The organism is Chryseobacterium arachidis (assembly GCF_900129245.1).
Lineage (GTDB): Bacteria > Bacteroidota > Bacteroidia > Flavobacteriales > Weeksellaceae > Chryseobacterium > Chryseobacterium arachidis.
Map to the genome: position 1 here is coordinate 31,198 of NZ_FQUT01000013.1, position 23,520 is coordinate 54,717.

General features: G+C 34.8%; 24 protein-coding genes. 12 read left to right on the top strand and 12 right to left on the bottom strand.

Annotation, left to right across the window (positions count from 1 at the left end; translation table 11 throughout):
* Positions 1-93: 93 nt before the first annotated feature.
* Positions 94-1,164 carry a DUF4407 domain-containing protein gene (locus BUA89_RS18170; RefSeq protein ID WP_072961800.1) on the bottom strand — a complete coding sequence of 357 codons (1,071 nt, stop codon included), beginning with the start codon at positions 1,162-1,164 and terminating at the stop codon, positions 94-96.
* A 169-nt stretch (positions 1,165-1,333) separates the two neighbouring features.
* On the opposite strand from BUA89_RS18170, the gene BUA89_RS18175 reads away from it, so the two are divergent.
* Positions 1,334-1,744, top strand: a complete 411-nt coding sequence (locus BUA89_RS18175) for a hypothetical protein (protein ID WP_143152393.1) — start codon at positions 1,334-1,336, stop codon at positions 1,742-1,744.
* A gap of 1 nt (position 1,745) precedes the next feature.
* On the opposite strand, the gene ruvC is transcribed toward BUA89_RS18175, so the two are convergent.
* On the bottom strand, positions 1,746-2,300 hold the full coding sequence (gene ruvC / locus BUA89_RS18180) for a crossover junction endodeoxyribonuclease RuvC (protein WP_072961808.1): 555 nt from the start codon (positions 2,298-2,300) through the stop codon (positions 1,746-1,748).
* A gap of 99 nt (positions 2,301-2,399) precedes the next feature.
* Here ruvC and BUA89_RS18185 point away from each other — a divergent pair, with 99 nt between their 5' ends.
* Together BUA89_RS18185 and BUA89_RS18190 are read left to right on the top strand one after the other, a co-directional pair.
* Entirely contained in the window at positions 2,400-2,888 is a 489-nt protein-coding gene (locus BUA89_RS18185) for a hypothetical protein (protein WP_072961811.1), read from the top strand.
* 2 nt (positions 2,889-2,890) lie between these two features.
* Positions 2,891-4,249: a M64 family metallopeptidase gene (locus BUA89_RS18190; protein WP_072961814.1), complete on the top strand. Its 1,359-nt coding sequence runs from the start codon at positions 2,891-2,893 to the stop codon at positions 4,247-4,249.
* Positions 4,250-4,306: 57 nt separating this feature from the next.
* On the opposite strand, the gene BUA89_RS18195 is transcribed toward BUA89_RS18190, so the two are convergent.
* Positions 4,307-4,834, bottom strand: coding sequence for a 2'-5' RNA ligase family protein (locus tag BUA89_RS18195; protein ID WP_072961818.1), 528 nt, complete (start codon positions 4,832-4,834; stop codon positions 4,307-4,309).
* 81 nt (positions 4,835-4,915) lie between these two features.
* Here BUA89_RS18195 and BUA89_RS18200 point away from each other — a divergent pair, with 81 nt between their 5' ends.
* From BUA89_RS18200 to BUA89_RS18210, 3 genes are read left to right on the top strand one after another with little or no spacing between them, the layout of a single operon-like run.
* Entirely contained in the window at positions 4,916-5,239 is a 324-nt protein-coding gene (locus tag BUA89_RS18200; protein WP_072961821.1) for a PadR family transcriptional regulator, read from the top strand.
* Positions 5,236-5,853: a hypothetical protein gene (locus BUA89_RS18205; RefSeq protein WP_072961825.1), complete on the top strand. Its 618-nt coding sequence runs from the start codon at positions 5,236-5,238 to the stop codon at positions 5,851-5,853. The genes BUA89_RS18200 and BUA89_RS18205 overlap by 4 nt, the downstream gene beginning before the upstream one ends.
* Positions 5,850-6,575 (top strand): hypothetical protein, encoded by a 726-nt coding sequence (locus BUA89_RS18210; RefSeq protein WP_072961828.1) that lies wholly within the window; start codon positions 5,850-5,852, stop codon positions 6,573-6,575. The genes BUA89_RS18205 and BUA89_RS18210 overlap by 4 nt, the downstream gene beginning before the upstream one ends.
* A 3-nt stretch (positions 6,576-6,578) precedes the next feature.
* On the opposite strand, the gene BUA89_RS18215 is transcribed toward BUA89_RS18210, so the two are convergent.
* The 3 genes from BUA89_RS18215 to BUA89_RS18225 all read right to left on the bottom strand — a co-directional run bounded on the left by BUA89_RS18215 (position 6,579) and on the right by BUA89_RS18225 (position 9,461).
* The gene (locus BUA89_RS18215; RefSeq protein ID WP_072961831.1) at positions 6,579-7,715 is read right to left on the bottom strand and encodes a serine hydrolase domain-containing protein; all 1,137 of its coding nucleotides are present in this window, start codon (positions 7,713-7,715) and stop codon (positions 6,579-6,581) included.
* A 107-nt stretch (positions 7,716-7,822) separates the two neighbouring features.
* Entirely contained in the window at positions 7,823-8,713 is an 891-nt protein-coding gene (locus tag BUA89_RS18220) for a hypothetical protein (RefSeq protein WP_072961834.1), read from the bottom strand.
* 37 nt (positions 8,714-8,750) lie between these two features.
* Complete coding sequence (locus BUA89_RS18225) at positions 8,751-9,461, bottom strand: Dph6-related ATP pyrophosphatase (RefSeq protein WP_072962060.1); 711 nt, start codon at positions 9,459-9,461, stop codon at positions 8,751-8,753.
* 362 nt (positions 9,462-9,823) lie between these two features.
* Between BUA89_RS18225 and BUA89_RS18230 the strand changes: the two genes are divergently transcribed.
* Positions 9,824-10,555, top strand: a complete 732-nt coding sequence (locus BUA89_RS18230) for a GLPGLI family protein (RefSeq protein ID WP_072961839.1) — start codon at positions 9,824-9,826, stop codon at positions 10,553-10,555.
* Between the two features lie 19 nt (positions 10,556-10,574).
* Positions 10,575-13,142, top strand: coding sequence for a DUF3659 domain-containing protein (locus BUA89_RS18235; protein WP_072961842.1), 2,568 nt, complete (start codon positions 10,575-10,577; stop codon positions 13,140-13,142).
* A gap of 46 nt (positions 13,143-13,188) precedes the next feature.
* On the opposite strand, the gene BUA89_RS18240 is transcribed toward BUA89_RS18235, so the two are convergent.
* Both BUA89_RS18240 and BUA89_RS18245 read right to left on the bottom strand, forming a co-directional pair.
* Entirely contained in the window at positions 13,189-14,229 is a 1,041-nt protein-coding gene (locus BUA89_RS18240; RefSeq protein WP_072961845.1) for a hypothetical protein, read from the bottom strand.
* Between the two features lie 149 nt (positions 14,230-14,378).
* Complete coding sequence (locus BUA89_RS18245; RefSeq protein ID WP_072961848.1) at positions 14,379-17,726, bottom strand: methylmalonyl-CoA mutase family protein; 3,348 nt, start codon at positions 17,724-17,726, stop codon at positions 14,379-14,381.
* A gap of 247 nt (positions 17,727-17,973) precedes the next feature.
* Here BUA89_RS18245 and BUA89_RS18250 point away from each other — a divergent pair, with 247 nt between their 5' ends.
* The 4 genes from BUA89_RS18250 to rpsB all read left to right on the top strand — a co-directional run bounded on the left by BUA89_RS18250 (position 17,974) and on the right by rpsB (position 20,311).
* Positions 17,974-18,306 (top strand): hypothetical protein, encoded by a 333-nt coding sequence (locus BUA89_RS18250; RefSeq protein ID WP_072961852.1) that lies wholly within the window; start codon positions 17,974-17,976, stop codon positions 18,304-18,306.
* Between the two features lie 207 nt (positions 18,307-18,513).
* Entirely contained in the window at positions 18,514-18,969 is a 456-nt protein-coding gene (rplM, locus tag BUA89_RS18255; RefSeq protein ID WP_072961855.1) for a 50S ribosomal protein L13, read from the top strand.
* A 7-nt stretch (positions 18,970-18,976) separates the two neighbouring features.
* The gene (gene rpsI, locus BUA89_RS18260; RefSeq protein WP_056028995.1) at positions 18,977-19,363 is read left to right on the top strand and encodes a 30S ribosomal protein S9; all 387 of its coding nucleotides are present in this window, start codon (positions 18,977-18,979) and stop codon (positions 19,361-19,363) included.
* Positions 19,364-19,549: 186 nt separating this feature from the next.
* Positions 19,550-20,311, top strand: a complete 762-nt coding sequence (rpsB, locus tag BUA89_RS18265; protein WP_072961858.1) for a 30S ribosomal protein S2 — start codon at positions 19,550-19,552, stop codon at positions 20,309-20,311.
* A 112-nt stretch (positions 20,312-20,423) separates the two neighbouring features.
* On the opposite strand, the gene BUA89_RS18270 is transcribed toward rpsB, so the two are convergent.
* From BUA89_RS18270 to BUA89_RS18285, 4 genes are all read right to left on the bottom strand, one after another.
* Entirely contained in the window at positions 20,424-20,921 is a 498-nt protein-coding gene (locus tag BUA89_RS18270; protein WP_228420624.1) for a DUF6759 domain-containing protein, read from the bottom strand.
* Positions 20,922-20,971: 50 nt separating this feature from the next.
* Positions 20,972-21,649: a tRNA (guanosine(46)-N7)-methyltransferase TrmB gene (gene trmB / locus BUA89_RS18275; RefSeq protein ID WP_072961861.1), complete on the bottom strand. Its 678-nt coding sequence runs from the start codon at positions 21,647-21,649 to the stop codon at positions 20,972-20,974.
* Between the two features lie 69 nt (positions 21,650-21,718).
* A complete protein-coding gene (locus tag BUA89_RS18280; RefSeq protein WP_072961864.1) occupies positions 21,719-22,498 on the bottom strand; it encodes a DUF6759 domain-containing protein in 780 nt (259 codons plus the stop codon).
* Between the two features lie 202 nt (positions 22,499-22,700).
* On the bottom strand, positions 22,701-23,489 hold the full coding sequence (locus BUA89_RS18285; protein WP_083531737.1) for a hypothetical protein: 789 nt from the start codon (positions 23,487-23,489) through the stop codon (positions 22,701-22,703).
* Between the last annotated feature and the right edge of the window lie 31 nt (positions 23,490-23,520).

Genomic DNA, 23,520 nt, shown 5'->3' on the forward strand with positions numbered 1-23,520 from the left:
TGACGTAAAGTTAGAGATAATTCTACATATTTTGGTTATTAAAATAAAAAACCTTCCAGATGAGCCGAAAGGTTGAATTATTTTTATAAAAAATTATTTATGCAGTTTATCTTTAAAATCATCGATCCTGAAGTCGGTCAGGGCATTTCCTTTTTCTACTTTTTCTTTTGAATACAATCTGAAATCATTTTCCGTTTTTTCCAAAAGGTGATCGTAAGGCCCCACGTGAGAGATCAGCTTTACCAGAACCGGAGAAATTTCCAGACAGATAAATAATCCCATAATAAAAGTGGCGGCTAAACCGATAATGGCAGAATTTTTTCCTAATTCATCCAAAGCCTGCAATCTCGCTGCAAAACCATTGAATTTATCTTCAAAAGTTTCCGTAGATTTTCTTTCGGTTTCAAGATTGGTATAGACTTTAGAGATTTCTTTGTCTAAATATTCCAGCCTTGGAGCCACCTGTTTTTGGTAGTTTTCAAGATCGTTTCTTCTTTGTTCTTTCAGTTCCTGTTTTCGTTTGGCATTCGGTCCGAAGCCTTCTTTTCCGCTGGTAAGGCCGGATTGTTTTCCTAAGATCTCTTTTTCAAGTTCTACTGATGCAGAGTCATACGATTTTTGATATTGTGCAATCTTATCAGAAATCTGTTTCTTTTCCGTTTCAAATGGTCCGCTTTGCTGAAGGATTCTTCCGCTCATTTCTCCCTGAAGCTGTTTTTTATTTCTCTGAATAATGGTATTTAATTGTTTGTTTACCTCTTTTTCAAAAATTTTCAGCTCTAAAGGTTTGGATATAATAATTCCTAAGAAAGTAGCCAAAACCAGACGCGGAATAGCCATCAGAATCTGATTCCACCAGGTTCCTGTTTTTTTGATGGACGAAACGATATACCGGTCAAGATTGAAAATCATTAAACCCCACAAAACACCGAAGCCGATCGACGTCCAAATGTTGTCGAATACTGTGTACATCGCATAGCCGGCAGAAAGAGTGGCAAATACGGCGGTAAAAAGGACGATGCCTCCGATCCCTGCAAACTTGTTCCATTCGCTGGGTGTTTTTCTCAAAATATGAATATTTCCTCCGGAGCATACCATCAGAAATTTCTGAAACCAATTGATCTTATGATTTACCTGATTTATAGTTTGTTGCTTGTTTTTCATGACAGAAAATTTATACAAATGTACTATTAAAAATCATACCAATGTAAAAGATAGTATTATGTTTTACCAAGTAAGTTGAGGTTTTAAATTAAATGTTTGAATTTCAATAAATTAAAATATTAATTTAAATAATCTTATCTTTAGGTAACAATCCACAAAAATTTTAATTATGAATAACGTATTTAAATGTACATTACTATCTGTATCGCTGATGTTGGTATCCTGTAAAAAAGAACGGAGTACCGATGATGAACTTAAAGATGTCGCAGCGAGTATGAATAAAATGACACCGCAGATTTTAAGTGACGGAGTGCGTCTCGACAGTGTTTCTGCACAGCCTGGTAAAACGCTAAGATACAGCTATACTTTAACGGATGATGTCAAAGAAAATGTAACTCCTGAAGAGATAGAAGCGTTTAAAAGTGAGGCAAAAGTCGGTGCTCTTAAAATTATCAAAACTTCGGCAGAAATAAAAGAGTTCCGGGATAGAGATGTGACGATGGAGTATTTTTATTACGACAAAAACGGAAAGCCAACCACCGATTTTAAGATTACTCCTTCAGAATATAAAACTCAATAAATTATTTCAGGCGATCGGGATTTTGCTTTAAAAAGCTTTCCCAGCCTGTGTAAGATTTGGTGTCAGCAATCGTGCCCGAGTTGAAATGATGGCAAACGGCAACTGCAAGACCGTCGGAAGCGTCAAGGTATTTTGTGGGAAATTCTTTTAAATTCAATAAATTTTGAAGCATTCCTGCCACCTGTTCCTTACTGGCGTTTCCGTTTCCGGTGATGGCCATTTTAATCTTTTTCGGAGAATATTCTGTAATAGGAATGTTTCGGTAAAGACTTGCCGCCATGGCAACGCCCTGTGCCCGCCCCAATTTAAGCATACTCTGAACATTTTTCCCGTAGAAAGGAGCTTCCAGAGCAACTTCATCGGGATGAAACTCATCAATTAAGGCTAATGTTTTGTCGAAAATATATTTAAGCTTGGTTTCGTGATTGGGATATTTTTTCAGTAAAAGTTCATGGATGGAAATCATCTCCATTTTACCTTTTTTCACGGAAATAATTCCAAATCCCATCACCGTAGTTCCCGGGTCTATACCTAAAATAATTTTCTCTGCAATCATTGCTTCAAAGATATGACTTTCTAAAATTTTTCAAAATGAAAAAATTCAATTGAATATAATACAATTAAAAAACTTCTTAACTTACATAAAAATATAACTATGAGAAATTTAATTATTTTTCTGAGTCTTCCTCTTTATTTGTCTTCCAATTTTTTGCAGGTTCAATATTTACAGGAAAACGACAAGACTGTTGCTATTACAGGCATTGAGAATAATTCTAAGATTATTTATCTCTTTTTTAAAGCAGAAAAAACAAGTTCCGGTTTGGAAAAAATCACGTTACAGGAAAAGAAAATGGTGGATGGAATATTAAAATCCAACCCACTTTCTGATGAAAGCAATGGCGAAATTGGGGATTTTGTTATTTCCATAACCGATGCAAGCGGAAAAGAAATTACAAGACAGGTTATTGAAAATCCGCTGAACCCTACAAGAGAAATTTATGGAGAAGTTATCAGCAGAAACAAGATTTCTTTGCAGGATGCTGAATTTAGTGTAAGATATTCTTGTGCTGAAGAAAATCAAATGGTAAAAGTGGAAAAGATTACGACAACAGGTAAACAATTATTATTCACTCAAAGACTATAATCATGAAAAAAATTATACTATCTCTTTTTATCGGAAGCTTCTGCTGTGCCCAGACTTTTGAGACAGTTCCGGTTTTGCAGAACGGAGCGAATAATAAAAGAATCAATATTGCCGTGTTGGGAGATGGCTTCACTTCGGCTGAACTTCCGTCTTTTGTAACTTCGGCCCAGAATACGGTTAATTATCTCTTTACAAAAAGTCCTTACGTAGAATATAAAAATTATTTTAATGCATATGCCATAAAGGTTATTTCTCCTGAATCAGGAGTAAAGCATCCCGGAACAGCTACTGATGTTACAGAACCTGCTTTTCCTGTAGCCAATCCCAATAATTATTTCAGTTCTTCTTTTGATAACGGGGTACATCGTTGTTATTACGGAAATACGACTAAAGTGACCCAGGTGCTGTCTGCTAATCTTCCGGATTTTGATATTGCTTATATTTTAGGGAATACTACAGAATATGGCGGATGTGGAGGAACGTATGCTTTTGCTTCTTTAAACAGCTCGGCTAATGAAATTGTTGTGCACGAATTGGGGCATTCTTTTGGTAATTTAGCGGATGAATATTGGTTTGCAGGTACGGGTGAAAGAGCCAACAAAACACAGACTTCAAATCCGGCAACGATAAAGTGGGCCAATTGGATAGGGCTGAATGGGGTAGGAGTATATGCTCATGCCGAAAGCCCTTCCTGGTACCGTCCGCACCAAAGTTGTGAGATGAGGTATCTGAACCAGCAGTTTTGTTCAGTCTGTAAGGAAGCAATTATTGAAAAAATCCATGCATTGGTTTCTCCCGTAGATTCTTATACTCCGGTAAACAGCTCTTCTGTAAATGGGAATGCCAATGTTACTTTTACGGTAAATGAAATTCTTCCGATTCCCAATACATTAGTCAATTCCTGGACATTGAACGGAACTCCGCTTTCTTCAACGGGCAATACGGTGACCATCACCCCGAATCAGCTGAACAGCGGAAACAATACACTACTTTTTTCGGTGAACGATAATAATCCTTTAGTGAAAGTAAATAATCACAGTACGGTTCATTTTACCAATATTACCTGGACTTTAAATAAAACAACCTTGGGAACTTCAGAAGTAAAAGCTGCAGAAAGAAGATTTGCTATTTACCCAAATCCTGCGGATAATGAATTTTATATTAAAGGGAAACAGGATTTCTCTAAAAATATCCATGTGATGTTATATGATGTTTCAGGGAAGTTAATTCCGGTAAAATCTGAATTAAAAGACTCTTCCACGATTTATGTGGATATTAATAAACTGCCGGCCGGTAATTATATGCTGAATGTGGAGGAAAATAAAGGACTGATCATTTCTCAGAAGATTGTTATCGAATAATATCATTGGAGATATAAAATTAAAATCGGCTCCAGCAGTCGATTTTTTTATGAATCACTAAAGCTTTTCCAGCTTTTTTTCGGCAATTGGAACCCAGTTTTCATCATGACGAAGGAGTAATATTTTGTCAACTATAAATTTAGTTTTGTAATTTTTATGCTGATAGGCTTCCCATGCTTTTAAGAAATTTTCGTGGGTAAGATTTCTATACCCGACAGTAATATGCGGATGAAACGAATATTTTATAAAATTAAATTTCTCCGTAACCTTTGAATAAAGTTCTTGTAAATTCTCATTATTTTCAGGCCGAACAAAAAGGACAGGATTTTTAGGATTGACAAAACTTCCGAAGCCATTCAGTACAACTTCAAAAGGTGAGATATTGGTGTTAATTTTTTGAAAAGCTTCATGAATATCCTCTTCCAGTTCCAACTCTCTCGAAAATGGTGGAAATAAAGTAATGTGCGCATCGTTTTTCAGCGCTTTCGAATTGTCATAGTTTTCTGCAAGATCTTTCTTGAATATTTTTATTTCGTCAATAACTTCCTGTGGCGGATAAACAGCAATGAAATACATTTTTTTCATAGAATAAAGGTAGAAATTTTAAAAATAAACGTAATACATAAGAAAATTATGCATAGATTTGTAAGGTATTAAATCTTTGAGATGAAAAAGAACAGCCTTTACAAAGGGACGCTTCAGAATATTATCCTAAAACTGCTTTCAAAAGAAGTAAAGATGTATGGATATCAGATCACTCAGCGGGCGAAGGAATTGACGGAAGGCGAGTTGGAAATGACAGAAGGTGCGCTGTACCCGCTATTGCATAAGCTGGAGGCAGACGGAATCATCACATCAGAAGTTCAGGAAATTAACGGTAGAAACCGAAAATATTATCTGCTGACCGATAAAGGGAAAAAGCAGCAGGCAGAGCAGGAGCTTGAAATGAAGAATTATTTATTTAACCTCAATACGATTTTTAATATATGATGACTCCGTTAGAAGAAAAAGAAATTATATCTTATCTGATCTCAAAACAGTTGAGTCCTGCTTTACTTTCTGAGATTAAAGACCATTTTATTTCACAAATTTCTGAAAAAATGAAAAATAATATTGGTTTTCAGGAAGCTTTTTTGGAAGCCAAATTAAGCTGGGCAAAAGAACTTGAAATGGTAAAAGCGGATCTGTTTTCCTTTAAAAGAATTACAAGAATCGAGAAAGAAATTATACAGAGAAGGTTCCGGAAAATGATGATGGTTGCGCTTGCATGTTCTTTGGTGATGATCTGTGTTTTTTATTTCAATGAAAATATATATCTGTGCTTACAGGGAGGTTTGCTTATCTTACATTTCGGGTTTGCTTTTTACAATTTCATCATCAAAAAAATGAAATTTTCAGAATATCAAAGGATGTCTTTTCACCCATTATTATTGAAAAATATAGTATTGATGTTACTTATTATTCCGTTAACTAATCTGATATCCGGTTCTGAAGATATTCTCTGGAAATCTCCATTGAACCACATGGCTCTTACATATGCTTTCATAATCCAGATTCAGCTATTGTATTTCAGAATCAAAAAAATAAATGTTTTATTCGTATGATCAACAAGGAACAGGATCAGCAGGTAACCGATTATCTTATGCTTCATAAGCTTCCACTGGATATTTTACTGGAAGTGAAAGATCACATGGTTTCTCAGATTTTAGACATTCAGATAAATGAAAACCTGGATTTTGAGGAAGCTTTTCACAAAACTCAGAAATTGTGGGCAGATGAATTCAAAATGACCAAATACACGGCATTTTTTAAAGAAGAAATTCCGGTGATCGTCAAGAAAATCGTGAAAGCAAAATACAATGGCCTTCTTAAGAAATCATTATTATTGGGGTTGGTTTCTTTTGCCGTTAATATTATTTTTATCTTTTTAGCAGATAATCAGGAGGTTTATAGTGCACTTTTCAGAGTACAGAATGCTTCATTTGTTCTTTTTACGGTGGGAGTATGGGCTTTTAACTATAAAATCTGGAAGTACATAAAGCAGGATTTTAAATACAGAGGCAGGCTGTTTTATTCCATGTATCAGCAGAATGTGGGTTTGCTGATTGTTGGCATGAGTTCCATGGGACAGGTTACTGCAAAGGAAGGAATTTATCCGTATCTGTTTTTCAGAATGCATGACGATCGTGAGATGCTGTATGTTCTGGCTACTTTAATTATTCCTTTTATCATCCAGGTAATGGTTATTTTCGGGCTGCTTAATTTTTTCGAACATAAAAAAACATTAGCCAGAATGAAAAATTTTATCGGCGTTTCTTCCAAATAAAAATTATTTTTTAGCCAAAGTTTTTAGAGTGTCATTTTTCATATTTTCTATTGTGCTTTCAATTATGTCAGTGATTGTTTTGATGTCTTTATGAGGTTTAAAAATAAAGGCTTTTCCATTCTGTTCGTCGGCAATATTAGAGAGAATAAGCACTGAGGTTTTTGTTTTGGGATAATAGATATTAAGAGAAGGAGAGCCTTTGATATATCCGCTGTGGAAGTAAGCTTCCGGGTTTCCGGTATTCATCATAATTCCGTAGCCATAACCCATTTTTCCAAAAACAGGATGGTTTCTTTCTGCGCTTTTGGCTCCGAATTGCTGTAAGGTTTCCGGCTTGATAATTTTTCCGCTGTATAATCTGTTATTCCAAATGTGAAGATCATCAATGGTTGAGAGAATTCCGCCTGCAGGAATTCCGATTTCTTTGTTGCCTAATCTTTTCGGCATATTCTGAATTTTCTCAAAATTTTTTGCGTTTCCAAGATAAGCTCCTGCGAAATCATTTCCTTCAAAAACATTTCCTGTGGAAGAGTGCTTCATTCCTGCTTTTTTGAAGAGCTCCAGAACATTTTCATCATAGGATTTTCCTGATACTTTTTCTATGATTTTTCCTAAAGCGTTAAAACCGTCATTGGAGTAAAAAAATCCGGAACCACTTTTGAACTCAAGTTTTCCGCCTAAAGTATTAAGCCCTGAACTGTGATTCAGCAGTTGATGGACGGTAATATTTTCGTATTCTTTATTCTGAAATTCTTTTAAATATTTTGATGCTTTATCCTGAATATTCAGTTTTCCCTGCTCCATCTGGAGTAAAATCAAAACTGCCGTAAACTGTTTGCTTACCGAACCAATAGCGAAAAGGGTATTGTTGTCAATCGGAATTTTATGCTTAAAGTCAGCCAATCCCTGATTATTTCTATAAAGTTCTGTTGAATCTTTAAAAACTGCGATGCTTCCGTTGAACTGATATTTTTTAAAAACAGAATCAATTTCATTTTTCAGAAGTTTTTTTTGGAATGCTGTGATGGTACTGTCGACGACTGCACTTCTATCAATGGTTTTTACCGGAATTTCTTTTTGGCATGAAATCAGGTTAATTAACAAAATTAATAGGAAAGGGAAAAGTAATTTTCTGGTCATTATTTGTTTTTCATTTTCTGAGCAATATGTATGCCTACGATGAAGATGGTGAATGAATTTATATCAAAAAATACTTACGCCGGTGGAAATTCTTTTAAGAAGAATAGCTATTTTGGTTTTACAAAAACAATGAAGAGGTCTTGAATGGTATCATTAGTAGTGAAAAATTTAACAAATTCCTTCGGGATGTAGTAAATCTGGTATTTATTATAATACAGCCAGCGGCTTTTGTTGAACAATTTATAGTCTAATTTTTTTCCATCTACAATAACAAGTGACTTTTCTCCGGCTCCCGGCGGACCGACAGAAACTTCACCCATCAAAGTGTCAAGACTATTGTAATTTAATTTTATCAGTTGTTTTTTTTCAAGATCTTTGATCGTATAAATCACTAATTTTTTATCATACATGTATTGACCAGGACTAAATTCCAGCAAATTTTCCTGCTTTACTATTTCTTTGGGAACTTCCAAAGAGTAATAGCCGTCTTTATCCGATATTGTACTGTAAGCCTTTAAAGCTGTTACTAAACTTACGCTTGCCACAAGAGGTTGTTGTTTGTCTCCCGAAATAATTCTTCCTGAAATCATAAATTTTCCTTCATCTACTTTATCCTGTTTTTTGTCTGCCTGCCTTTTTGAAATGGGAGAATTTACCAATTCTTTTGTAACGGAATTGTTAGTTTGGGCAGGGTAAGAGTTAATGATGCTTGCTGTTAAAGCCAATCCCGCCGCAACTTTTGAAAATGTTATTTTTCTTGGTGGATAAGATAATGTTTTTTCCTTATGTAAAGGACGATTCAGTTGGTTTTTATGGAAAATTCCACAAATTTTTTTACTCGTGTTTTCCTCTAAAATTTTTGAAATTTCAACATCATTTAGTTTCGAAAAATCAATCACTTTTTTTGAGCACAAGTCACAGAATTTTCCTCCCGGAACATCATGCATATTTTCTAATGATTCTTCGCAGGGTTTTTCAATTCTCAGATAGTTTTTCATAATTTTAGTTTACAGCCAAAACGAAAAATTCTGATTATTATTTTGAAATCAGATCACAAAACCAAAAGACATATTCTTCTTCTCCCTGATTGTCGTCGGATTTGGGTTTAGGATACGTCTTTTTAACAATTTCGCCAATTTCAAAATCAATCGGGCTTTTAAAAATAGGTCCATCAAAAGTAAAGGTGTGGAATTCTCCGTTTTCTCCACAAGGATCAACATTCTCGGGTAAATCTCTAATGAGATCTTGATCAATAATTCTTCCTGCAAAACTTTTATCCAGATAAGTTTCATTAACACAGGTTATAATTGTCTTAAAGCCTAAATCTAAAAACTCGCAGATGAGATCTGTTGTATTGATTTTCCATAACGGAAAAACGGCTTCCATTCCAATGGATTGTAATTGATCTTCACGGTATTTTCTTAAATCTCCCAAAAAAATATCCCCAAAAATGGAGTAAGTAACGCCTTGAGATTTTATTTCACTCATGGTTTTGCTCATAATCTCACGATATTCTTCCATGGATGGCTCTTTCGGAAGCTCCATTTTAATTAAAGGAAAGCCCAGACTTCCAGCCTGTTTTTCCAGTAATGAAACATGAACGCCGTGCATAGAAATTCTTTGAAATTCTTTATTGATACTTGTCAGCAAAGAGGTAATTTCAAATTGGTCTCCCTGTAAAGTTTTGTATAAGGCAAGCGCAGAATCTTTTCCGCTGCTCCAGTTGAAGATGGCTTTTGGTCTCATGAATAAATAAAATCTTTCAAAAATAGTAATTCTCATTTTTAGTGAGCCCAATTTAAAAAAGTAATAGAATGGAGATGCCAAGTTTTTTAATATTGAGAATTTAAAATTCAATATCAATTCTTGTAGCTTCATGTATATTGATGTTTAACATAATATATTAAATCACACATTATTAGAGTAATTTGAAGTTTACCTCTATATTTGTCGAATAATTAAAAATAAATAAACCGTGAAAAAAAATCTTTTTGCAACGGAATTACTTGCAGGGATCACTTTGAGACTTTCTAAGAATGACGTTCAAAAAATAGTATTAAATACACTCATAAATACTGAATATAAACGACTTATAGAAGTTTCTCTAAATGCATAAATATATTATATTATTCTTTTTTTGCTATTCTTTTTTAGCATATTCCCAAGAAAAATTAAAGGTTAATTATGAAGCGGTATTTCATATGAAAACTTCGTTTGGAGGAGAGGCTAGTTTAGCGGAAAGTGTAAAAAAAGAGATACTTGAAAAAATTGAAAATCAGAATAAACAGGCAAAAAAATATGTACTATATTATTCTGACGGTAATTCTTATTTTACTAAAGATAATTTTAATGATAAATCTTTCAATGATAAGCAGGCAGACGAATATTTCAAAGTAAAAGATAAAAACGGTTTTTTTCGTTTAAATGATTTTAAAGTAGAAGAGTTTTACGGATATTATCCGGACAACAATTTTGAAATTGAATATAAAGATGAAACTCTGAAAATTGAGAATTATACCTGTAAATTAGCAATACTAAAAAACGGTAAATCAGTGAGTAGAGTTTGGTATACGGAAGAAATTCCTATTTCTGTAGGTCCTTTTAATTACAATAATTTACCCGGATTGGTTTTAAAAGTTGAAACTCCTAACTATCTATGTTATGCAACTCATATTTCAAACGATGTTAAACCTACAGATCTGAAAAAAATGGATCCAAATCTTAAAGTCTATCAAGGAGAAGAGCTAAAATTAAAAAATAAAGAAGGTTTGGAAAAAATGAGAAATCACAGTCGTGAAGTATTTGAAATGAATAAAAAAAGAATGGAAAATTCTAAATAATAATGTGTTTTAATCGGGGATGAAAAACATTATATCATTATTACTTTTTTTTTCATTTGAGATATTTTTTTCACAGAATATTAAAATTAAAGTTGCAGATTCATTTGGAAAGCAGCTTAGCAATGTTAATGTCCAGCTTCAGGAAAATGGGAAGACATTACAATTTAAAAAAACTGATCAGAATGGAAGTTGTGATTTTAATATTCCCACAAAAGGAATTTATACATTAAAATTTACCTCAATACTTTATAAAGCAAAACTGGTTGAAATCAATACGAATGATAGGTCAGATTTTGAAGTTGTTTTAGAAAATCAAATCACAGAAATAAAAGAAGTTGAAATAAAATCGCGACCTAAAATTGCAACGGCGAAAGGAGACACCATTTCATATAATATAAAAGCTGTAAAAGACGGAACAGAGAGGACAGTAGAAGATCTGCTTAAAAAATTGCCCGGACTTGACATCAATGAAAACGGAAAAGTAACCAATAATGGTAATGTTGTGGGGCAGGTTCTGGTGGAGGGAAACGAGCTGTTTGGGAGAAATCATAAAATGGCCACACAAAATATAACGGCCGATATGATTGAAGGTATTGATCTTTGGCAGAACTATACCACCATCAGCGGCAATCAGTCCAGTGCGCTTAATCTAAAGCTTAAAGATGAATACAAGGCCAGAATTACAGGGAATGCTGAAGCTAACTATGGAAATAAAGGAAGCTATCTCGGACATGCCAATGTTTTTAAATTTGGCAAGGCAGGTAACTTAGCTTTAATTTCGGATGCCAATTCCATTGCTAAAGATCCTATCGGAATTATGGATTTTTATGAAATGAATAAGCAGGAAGAAATAGATAATACAGATGGTGTTACCAGTGTAGATACTCCGAGTTTTTTAAATAATGACGGAAGAATAAAATCTAAGGACAATTTATTCGGAGCTCTGCAATATTCAAAATCGGGAAAAAAACTATCAGTAACTGCTTTTTCAATTTTTGATACCTCGCAATTGGAAAAATTTTCAACAATTAACAGGGTTGCATTTCCCGGGCAGCCGGCAAACTATAACTTTTTCGAAAGCAAATCTGAAAAAAATAACGGATATTTTGGGACACTTCAGGTTAAAGTAAAAAGAATTTTTACAGACAATAGCTTTTTGTATTACAGTTTTGGATACAATCCTTCTGAAGATCATTTTAATCAGGATATTGACAGAAATACATTTATTAAAAACAGTTTTTTTGACATTGGAAATAGTGTTAAAAGCTCAAACTTTGGAAATTTTCTTTCATGGAACAAGAATTTCGGGAATTCTAAAATGACGTTTGCTTTTTCACAACAACAAAATAATTACCAGTCCAATCTTGATATCAATTCCACAGAAAATCTTTTTCAAAATCCATTCAATAGCTTGGGGCAGATTTTAGATTCGGATTCTAAAAAATATGCGTTAGATTTTTATTTGAAAAATAAATTCAGTTTCATGACAGTCAATCTGCGCTCCGGGTATTCCAACAAAAATGAGAATGCTTCAATGTCTGAAATTTTTACCGATGAAGCAGAAAGCAGAATATTAAAAACAAATCATTTTCTCAACGAAATCTTTGCACAGAAATTTGTGGGCGCCTTTGATTTTTCTGGAACATTCAGCGCTCATTTTCTCAATTTCAATCAGGTTGAAAAAACATACTTTGAGAAAAATTTTAAAATAAAATTCCAACCCAAGGCTAATGTGAAAACTGTTTTCGCCCTGGAGTATGCTAATAAATACAAATCTCCTGAATTTATACAACTTTTATACAATAGAAACTATAATCGCAATTTGTCTTACATCGCAAACAGTTCCTTGCTTCCTGAGACTTTGATGAGTACAAATGCTTTCAAGCTTAATTTTATTCGTTTTAATTTAAACAAAGGAAATCATTTTCTTGCCATGCTGGTATATGAAAAAGCAAACTCTAATTTTTCATCGGATGTAAGTAATTACGGACAGTTTTCAGAAACGTTGAATGTTATCGGAAACTTGGATGACCGATGGTTTCTGATTGTTTCGGATGACCGGAGAATCGGCGGTTATTTTTCATTGAAATCGAAATTTACAGGTTTGTATACCCGTACCAACAATTTTATTAATCATCAGCATAATCAGACAGACCTGAAAAATTTTGAAATTGGTCAAAGACTCAGAACAAATTTTAAAGAGAGTTCTGTTCAGTTCGATGTAGGATACACATTTACCAAATCATTCTTTGAGCAGAGCCTTTTTAATACGTCTTCGAGCCAGCAGAATTTAAAACTATCTGCGGGAATTCGAACGAATATTCAAAAAGAGTGGATAGGCAGTTTTCTTGGTGAATATCTTATTCAGAAAACACAACAGAATACAATTAAAAACTTTTTATTAGGAGGACAAATTTCCTATAGAAAAGAAAATTCTTTGTTTGAATACAACCTAACTATGAATAATGTTTTGAATCTGAATTCATTCCATTATATCAATAGCTCAGTCTCGCTTTTAGGAACTGATGAGGCGTCTGTCACAGCTTTACATGGATATATAATGGGAGGTTTAAAATATTATTTTTAATTACATAACAGTAGTCAGTGTTTATAACTCTTGAAGCAGTTTTGTGCTAATATTTTTTAGACTGAATTTCTTTAATAGGAATAAAAGCTCCGTTGATATAATCTATTTTCTGTTCGAAAGGATAAGCAGGATTGGAGGCTAGTAAAACTCCCATGGCTCCAAAAAACATTCCGATACCTACATTACCCATATTGAGGCCTCCGGATCTTAGTTTTCCTACGAAATAATAATCATTGTCTCTTTTTTCTGCTTTGGTAAAAAGATTTTCAATAGGAAGATAAATGTAAAGTTCACCTTTGTAAACTATGGCATAGATGTCATCTTTCTTGATCTCTTTTTCTTTCCCGTCAGCAGTTTCGTAGATTCTTACAATCTTTGGCATATTTCCATAAAATTTTGCATTGGTGATTTCCTGTTGAGGTTGCTGATTTTTTAAGGAAGCATAATCTTTATAAACACCATCTTTTAATTGAGATGAATTAAACAGACTTATCGACTGTTTATCAATATCATCGAATTTTTTAATCTGATCAAAAGTATATTGTTCAGTTGTCTCAGGTTTTTTGGATACATTTTTAGCAATAAATTGACCAAGCATTTCACTGCCTTTTCTTAAGATGTCTTTTGTGACGTCCGAGTCTTTATGATCTACAACGGTATCTGTTTTTTCGAGTAGGGAATAGGTTCCATTTTCATTTTTAGCAAACAGGAAACCTTGAAAATAACAATAGCCAAACTCTGTAAATGCTTTAGAAACTTCGGCGAAATACAATTGTTTGAGATATAAAACCAGACTTCCGTTTTCTGTATTTTCACCATTTACACTATTTAATACACTTTGAAACTGGCTGGATAGAGGTGAGGTAGGAACAACTCTTGCTTTTGCGTTCAAAGCTCCTTGCTGAACAATTCCTATGGAAGTTGTATCCATTCTGTTATCAATAACTGTAATGGTTTTATAATAGCTTTTATCTGCTTTTTGAGCAGGAAGACTGATGGTAAAATCTTCCGTCCGCTTTTGGGCTAGTATGGTTGAAGATAGACTGATGGCGATTAAAAGTGATATACTTTTAAAATTAATTTTCATAATAGTTATTTTGTAGTGTGGTAACGGATAAAATAGATGTTTAGTTTATAAAAATACAAAAAAACCTCAAAGAAAATTCCTTGAGGTTTTGATTTATAATTATTGATACGTTTAGTAGTCAATAATTGCGTATCCGGCTATGGACCGGCCTACATATTTCTTCTGTACTTACCACCTACTTCGAACAAAGCATTGGTAATCTGTCCAAGAGAACAGTATTTCACGGCATCCATCATCACTTCGAATAAGTTTTGTTGGTTGATTGCTGCGTGTTGTAAAGTTTTCAGAGCTTCTGCAGATTTATCTTGATTAGAATTTTGGAAATTATGAAGCATTTCAATCTGGAATTGCTTTTCTTCCTCAGTCGAACGGATCACTTCTCCCGGACGAACGGTTGGCGAGCCGTCTTTCCCTAAAAAAGTATTTACTCCGATGATTGGATATTCTCCAGTGTGCTTCAACCATTCGTAATGCATCGATTCTTCCTGGATTTTTGAACGTTGATACATCGTTTCCATTGCACCAAGAACTCCACCTCTTTCTGTAATTCTGTCGAATTCTGCATATACAGCTTCCTCAACTAAATCCGTCAATTCTTCAATAATAAATGAACCTTGCAGCGGATTTTCATTTTTCGCCAATCCTAATTCTTTGTTGATAATCAACTGGATCGCCATTGCTCTTCTTACCGATTGCTCAGTCGGAGTGGTAATTGCCTCGTCATAAGCATTGGTGTGCAATGAATTACAGTTATCGTAAATTGCGTAAAGCGCCTGAAGGGTTGTTCTAATGTCATTAAAATCAATCTCCTGAGCGTGAAGTGAACGTCCTGAAGTTTGAATGTGATATTTCAACATCTGGCTTCTTTCATCAGCGCCGTATTTCAACTTCATAGCTTTTGCCCATATTCTTCTCGCCACACGCCCGATTACTGAATATTCAGGGTCGATACCGTTGGAGAAGAAGAACGATAAATTCGGTGCAAAATCATTGATGTCCATTCCTCTCGACAAATAATATTCCACATACGTGAAACCATTTGCCAACGTGAATGCCAACTGAGAAACCGGATTGGCCCCGGCTTCCGCAATGTGATATCCTGAAATTGAAACAGAGTAGAAGTTTCTTACTTTTTCTTTGATGAAATATTCCTGAACATCACCCATTAATCTCAAAGCAAATTCAGTAGAGAAAATACACGTGTTTTGAGCTTGGTCTTCTTTTAAAATATCAGCCTGAACGGTTCCACGAACGGTTGCAATGGTTTTAGCTTTAATTTCAGCATAAGCTTCTGCAGGAATGACTTCATCTCCCGTGATTCCTAATAATTTTAAACCTAAACCATTATTGGAAGGTGGCAATTCGCCGTTATATTTCGGTCTTGCTAAACCTTTATCGTCGAATTTTGCTTTTAAAACTTCCTCAACTTTAGCCTCAAGCTTATGCTCAGCAATATATTTTTCAACATTCTGGTCGATAGCCGCATTCATAAAGAAAGCCAACAACATCGGAGCAGGTCCGTTAATGGTCATTGAAACGGATGTCAATGCATTAACCAAATCAAAACCTGAATATAGTTTTTTAGCATCATCTAAAGTCGCAATAGAAACTCCTGCATTTCCGATTTTACCATAAATATCCGGTGGTAAAGCGGGATCTTGTCCATACAATGTTACCGAGTCGAAAGCCGTAGACAAACGTTTTGCAGGCATTTCCGCAGAAACGTAGTGGAATCTTCTGTTGGTTCTTTCCGGCCCACCTTCTCCGGCGAACATTCTCGTTGGATCTTCTCCGGTTCTTTTGAAAGGATAAATTCCCGCTGTGAAAGGGAATCCTCCCGGAAGATTTTCCTGACCTTTCCATTTAATCAAATCGCCCCAATCGTTGTATTTTGGTAACGCAATTTTTGGAATTCTTAAATGGGATAAAGATTCTGTTGAGGTCTCCACTTTAATTTCTTTTCCTCTCACAAAATAGGAATAAAACTCTTCATGGAAAGCCTTTTTCGTATCGTCCCAGGTTTTTAGGAAGTCGATGTTTTCCTGTTGAAGCTCTTTTTCTGCTTTTTGATATTCAGCGTCTAAAGTTTCATTGGAAATGATTTTTTTAACGCCATCAATATGATACATTGTTCTTGCTAATTCAGCTTGTTTTTCAATGTTGGCATCATATTGCCTGTTGTTTTCAACGATTTCAGAAAGGTAACGAACTCTTTTTGGAGGAATGATCGTTACTTCGTCTGTAATTTCCTGTTCAACAAAACCTTGTAGATTTAAACCAGCAAATTTATCGTTGACTTTAGAAACCAATCTGTTGTATAATTCAGTTGTGCCGTGATCGTTGAACTGAGATGCCTTTGTTGCATAAACCGGCATTTCATCCAATGGCTGTTCCCATAATAAATGGTTTCTCTGGAACTGTTTTCTAACCGCCTGAAGTGCATCAAGAGCTCCTCTTTTATCGGATTTATTTAAAGCCACCAAATCGGCATAATCCAACATATCGATTTTTTCCAACTGTGTAGAAGCCCCATATTCAGGAGTCATCACATACATTGAAACATCAGCAAAATCCGAAACTTCCGAACCAGATTGCCCGATCCCTGAAGTTTCAAGGACGATAACATCTGGATGAGCTAATTTTAAAACATTCAAAGCAGAATGGATGAACGGAGAAACCGAAACGTTGTTTTCTCTTGTCGCCATCGAACGCATATAAACTCTTGGATCATTGATCGCGTTCATACGGATTCTGTCTCCCAAAAGTGCACCTCCGGTTTTCTTTTTCGAAGGGTCTATTGAAATAATGGCAATTTTTTTATCAGGATTTGAACGGATAAAACGTCTTACCAATTCGTCTGTTAATGAAGATTTTCCTGCTCCACCAGTACCTGTGATACCGATGATCGGAATATTTAAATCTTTTGATTTTTCGTCGATAGCAGCAACCAATTCCGGTTTTTCTTCTGAGAAGTTTTCAACGGCAGAAATGATTTTTGCAATGCTTGTAGAGTTTTCAAAACTGATTGAATCTAAATCACTTGCCTCCACTTCTTTTCCTGTTGCGAAATCTGAACGTTGAACCAAATCGTCAATCATTCCCTGTAGACCAAGCTCACGGCCGTCATCCGGAGAATAAATTCTGTCGATTCCGTAAGCCATAATATCTTCGATCTCTTCAGGTAGAATTACACCGCCGCCGCCGCCAAAGATTTTGATTTGCGGCGAGTTTTTTTCTCTTAAAAGATCGTAGATGTATTTGAAATATTCGTTGTGACCACCTTGGTAAGAAGTTAAGGCAATCGCATTGGCATCTTCCTGAATAGCTGTATTTACAACTTCCTCTGCAGATTTGTCGTGACCAAGGTGGATGACTTCACATCCTGTTCCCTGAATCACACGACGCATGATATTGATTGCAGCATCATGACCATCAAACAATGATGCAGCGGTCACGATTCTGACTTTATTTTTGGGAGTATATTTTTGGGTTTCCATAAAAAACTAGAAAATTTCTGAATTTTCAAATATAATAATAAAATAGAAACCTGAGATTTAAGTTTAATGTTTTGATTTTTAAATAATTAATTAAAATTAAGGTGTTGGAATTTAACCAACAGAACAAACATTCGTTTAAAATAAGATTTATAGTAAAGGTAAAGGTTAAGTTGAGGTATTATTTTAAGATTACTCCTATTCTGAATCTCAAATTAATTTCTCTAATTTTGCATCATATATATAAGGTATGAAAAAAGCATTGCTCTATTTTGCGTTGGGAACGGTTCTGAGTTTTTTGATCAATTATTTCTTTTACAGTTCAGAAAATATCGGGCTTGATATTTATTATGCTCTTGCTTTTGGTTTTGCATGGGGAGTTGCCTATTATCTGGACACACCGAATTTCACGTTACCGCAAAAGCTAGGTCTGTCTTTCGTGGCGATGGGAATTTTAGTGGCTGTCGGAACAGTGATCTTCAATTTGGAGCTTGCCATTCCTTCCATTTTAAAATTTTCAACCGTATTTGTGGCGTATTATTTAATAGCGAGTTTCAGAGCGAATAAAACGCTTCGAGGCTAATCTGGAAATTTTTCTCTAAACACCGATCACATTATTAATAACTTACCTTATATTCAAGGTTGTGCTACAATTGGCAGAGATGCGTATTTTTAAAATAAAACAGTTAATCAGCGGATTAAATAAAATATGTTTTTGCATTCCGAAAATAATTTGTACCTTTGCACACCCTTTTAAGGGAAAATTATGTTTAATCTTTAACTAAAACGTGTGAATACATTAAGTTACAAAACTGTTTCAGCGAACAAAGCTACTGCTAATAAAGAATGGGTTGTGGTAGACGCTGAAGGACAACCGTTGGGAAGACTAGCTTCTACGGTTGCAAAGATTTTGAGAGGTAAGCACAAAACGAACTACACACCTCACGTAGATTGTGGTGATAACGTAATCGTTTTGAACGCTGGGAAAGTTACTCTTTCTGGAAACAAGTGGAACGACAAGACTTATATCTGGCATACAGGTTACCCTGGAGGACAGAAGTCTATGACTGCAGCTGAACTTCAAAAGAAAGATTCTTTAAAAGTATTGGAAAAATCTGTAAAAGGTATGTTGCCTAAGAACAGATTGGGAGCTGCTTTATTAAAGAACCTTTACTTATATGAAGGAACTGAGCACAAACATGAAGCTCAACAGCCTAAAACAATTAATGTTAACGAATTTAAATAATTAATTTATGTCTATAGTTCACAAAATCGGAAGAAGAAAAACTTCTGTAGCTAGAGTTTATGTAAAGCCAGGAACTGGTGTTATTACAGTAAACGGTAAAGAAGCTGCAACTTATTTCTCTACAGACGTGATGGTTTACAAATTGAACCAACCGTTCATCCTTTCTGAAACTGTTGGTCAGTACGATGTTACTGTAAACGTTTTCGGTGGTGGAAATACTGGTCAGGCAGAAGCTATCAGATTAGGTATTTCAAGAGCTTTATGCGAAATCAACGCTGAATTCAGATTAGCATTGAAACCAGCTGGTTTACTTACAAGAGACGCAAGAATGGTGGAAAGAAAGAAGCCAGGTCAGAAAAAAGCAAGAAAGAGATTCCAATTCTCAAAACGTTAATTTTTTTCAGACATCAGATTGGAGATGTCAGATTTCAGACCTTTTTTCGTCTGCTATCTTATATCTGAAATCTATTAATCTAATTTTAAAAATTGCCCGTTACGTTTAGCATCCAAACACTTCTCCCATCTAAAGAAGTTGTTGATTGTTTAAAAAACGGAAAGTAAACTAACAAAAACAGAAAACATGGCAAAAGCAAATGTAAAAGACCTTCTAGAGGCTGGTGTACACTTCGGTCACATGACTAGAAAGTGGAATCCAAATATGGCTCCATACATTTTTATGGAGAAAAACGGTATTCACATTGTAGACTTACATAAAACAGTAGTTAAATTGGATGAAGCTTGTAACGCTTTAGAAAAATTAACTTCTGCAGGTAAAAAAGTTCTTTTCGTAGCTACTAAAAAGCAAGCGAAAGAAGTTGTTGCAAAACACGCTGCTGAACTTAATATGCCTTATATTACAGAAAGATGGCCTGGTGGTATGTTAACGAACTTCGTTACAATCAGAAAGGCTGTAAAGAAAATGAACGCTATCGACAAAATGAAAAAAGATGGTACGTTCGAAACTTTATCTAAAAAAGAAAGATTACAGGTAGACAGACAAAGAGCTAACTTGGAGAAAAACTTAGGTTCTATCTCAGACATGGTTCGTCTTCCTTCTGCAATCTTCGTTGTAGATATCATGAGAGAACACATCGCGGTAACTGAAGCTAAGAAATTAGGTATTCCAGTTTTCGGTATTGTTGATACAAACTCTGACCCAAGAAAAGTTGATTTCGTTATCCCTGGAAACGATGATGCTTCTAAATCTATCGATATGATCCTGAGCATTGTTTCAGATTCTATCAAAGAAGGTCAGTCTCAGAGAAAAGCTGATAAAGAAAAATCTAAAGAAGAAGGAGAAGTAGTATCTGCTGATAAAGATGCTGATTTCGATGCTGAATAATTAAAGATTTTCTTTACTATAGAAAAACCGCTGAATGATTAAATTCAGCGGTTTTTTATTTTTTGATAAGGGCTCAATTTTATTTTATAGTAGGCTTAATCTATTATTTAACTTAATTCGAAAGTGTAATATTATAAGAAGAACTGATGAACTTAGTTTTCTGATACACTACATTGCATATCATCCCAGAAAGGTTATAATTCTGATTTTTTGGGACCATTGCCGAACCTATTTTATTGGCTCCGATCGGAATTTTTTTAAAGTAATTGTTACCGCTTATTGTTAAAACCATATTGCAACGGGATTTGTTTTCTACCGTAATTGACGTATTCGGACTGTCATCGGAACCGTTTAAAAGATCCGTTAAAACGGCTGCCGTTTCAGATTTATAGGTCTTCATTAATGTCTGATATTCTGTTTCAGTCTGCGCGGCAGGAGAAATACGGGTTCCTGTATTGGATGAAACAGGTTGAGTTTTCTTTACCGGAATATTTGTTGTTCTGTACTGCCTTGCTTCACAACTGTTCAGGAATATTGTTGCCATCATTGAAGCCAAAAGGAAAGTAGTGGTTCTCATGAAAATTTTCGAAGGATAAGTATTCAATTTCATATTGTATTCAATTGAAAAAGGATGTAAAAATACATCCTCTATCGTTTTTTTTAGTTTATTCTGAATTTTATATAAGTAATTGTTTTTCCTTTAGCAGAAAACAATTCTTCATAATATGTTCTGATATCTCTTAAATGGGGTGTATTCGGATCGTATTCCGGTGCGCCGTAAATATCGTGGTGAGCAGTAATGATTTCATAACCTGCACCCTGTAAATATCCCAAAGTATAGCCGTGAAGAAACTCAGAATCTGTTTTTAAGTGAACAATTCCTCCCGGTTTTAAGAATTTTTTATATCGTTCTAAAAAATCGGGATGAGTAAGCCTGTGCTTGGTACGTTTGTATTTAATCTGGGGATCCGGGAAGGTGATCCATATTTCATCCACTTCATTTTCACCAAAGAAATAATCTACAAGCTCAATTTGAGTTCTCAGAAATGCTACGTTTGTCATTCCGTTATCCACAGCTTCCTTCGCCCCAAACCAGAATCTTGCTCCTTTGATATCGACTCCGATAAAGTTTTTCTCAGGGAAAGTTTTGGCAAGGCCTACCGAGTATTCTCCTTTCCCACAACCCAGTTCCAAAACGATAGGATGATCATTTTTAAAGAAATCCGTTCTCCATTTTCCTTTAAGATCGAAGCCGTTCAAAGCATCTTCTCTTGTCGGTTGAATAACATTTGGTAGTATTTTGTTTTCGGCGAATCTTGCTAATTTATTTTTACCCATGAGACATTTCTAAAATCTTGCAAAATTAATGAAAATTAGGCAAATGCTTTGTCTTAAATACTAAAAATATTATTTTTTAGATGAGCTTCCTAATGCAACCATGATAGGTTTCTGAATCGTTTTCTGCGAAGCATATTGTGCGCCACAAACAATACTTGTGAATAAATAATCTCCTTTCTGTACTACAATTGAATTATCCTCATGCGCCGGAATGGGAAGCCTGTATTTCGTTGTCCCGATTCCCTCTATTCTGACAATAATATTGCAGTCTGATCTGTTTTCAATCATGACGATACATTCTTTGGCGTTAGGATCGTTATCAAAAAGAGAGTTTAAGATTTTTACTGTTTTGTTTTTATGCTCTACAGGATTTTCTGCCATCAGCATGTTAAATTCAGAAGCTTCCGTGTCGGGAATGGCGGCGGCGGGTTTTGATACGGAAGCAGAAACATAAACATTTTGAGGAGAACTTGGTGTATATGCAACTGCAGACTGACCAGTCTGTAATTCTTTTTGATATCTGGCAATCTGTTTTTGTTTGATGATGGCGTTCATTTCATCAAAAGATATCTTGGTGGAAGGTCTTCTTTTAAGCATTGCAAGCCACTCCTGCATCTGCTTTACTTTTTGATCTCCGGGTTTAGCCGTTTTAATATACTCTTTCATCATTTCCATTACTCTTGGCTTAAGGACAGATCTTTTAGGATCATCCGGATGGGCATCTCTTAAAAAAGCATTGATTTCATAGATGTTTTTGCTCTTCAGAATGTCACTGTAATCTTTGCCTCTGGATTGGGCTGAAAGTTGTACGGAAAGTATTGCACTAAAAAGTATAAGTAGCTTTTTCATTCACTAATATTAAATTAAAAAATAAAATTCTATTCTTCTTTTAATTGTGTTTGCTCTTTGGTTATCAGTCTGTAAGAGGCAGCGAAAATCGCACCAATCTTTTATAGACGCAATAAAATTAAACACTATTTGGGGAAAAACAAAAAATGTATATCGCATTTATACAATATACATTCTTTATTCTTCGTAAAAAGGAGATTAATTATTTTACAACTTCCTGAAGATGAGAGTTTCTAAGCCTTTTTTGGTAAATAGGCAAATATTTTTCAATCGGAATTTTAACAGCTTCAAAATTTCCTGCTAATACGTAAGCTTCGATATTTTCCGAGCTATACACGAACTGAAGGAAATTATCAATCAGATTCTCAGGAATTTTAAATCTTGTAAAGTAGTCTTTTCCTAAATAGTTTTTAATTTGGGTAACCGAATTGTTCATTCTTTCATAAGCAACATAACGCTGTTTTTTCTTTCTTTCCCCCGAAAGAATGTCGTAGATGCTTTCTAAGCTGAAGGTAAGCCCTCCGTCACGAAGCCCGGCAACCGGAAGTTGTGGAGGCGTTCCGTCACCTTTCGGTTCCGGCAATCCAATTACTTTTTTAATGGCTAAGCCCTTATCTTCTTTTCGGATAGCGTTGACATCGTATCGCAGATTACCGGTTGGTTTAAATCTGTTGATCACAACTTCCTGAATTTCGTAATAAGCAATTTTTAGTTCCAGCAAATTTTTTTGAACCATCATTTGAGGAGTCAGTTTAATATCTTTTCTTTCTGTGACAATAGAAGTGAATCGGATAACATCTCCCGGAACCGCAGGAATATTGAAATCACCATTGTAATCGGTAAGAACTGTTTTTTGTGTATTAAGATTGGTAACATACACCTGGTTGAGATATAAAACAGAGTTGTCTCTCAAAAAAACTTCCCCGGAATACATTTGAGCGTTAATTTTTGCCAGAAAAACCAACAGGAATAAGGTAAATAGCTTCTTCATATAATTAGGGCAAAATTACACAGAATTACAA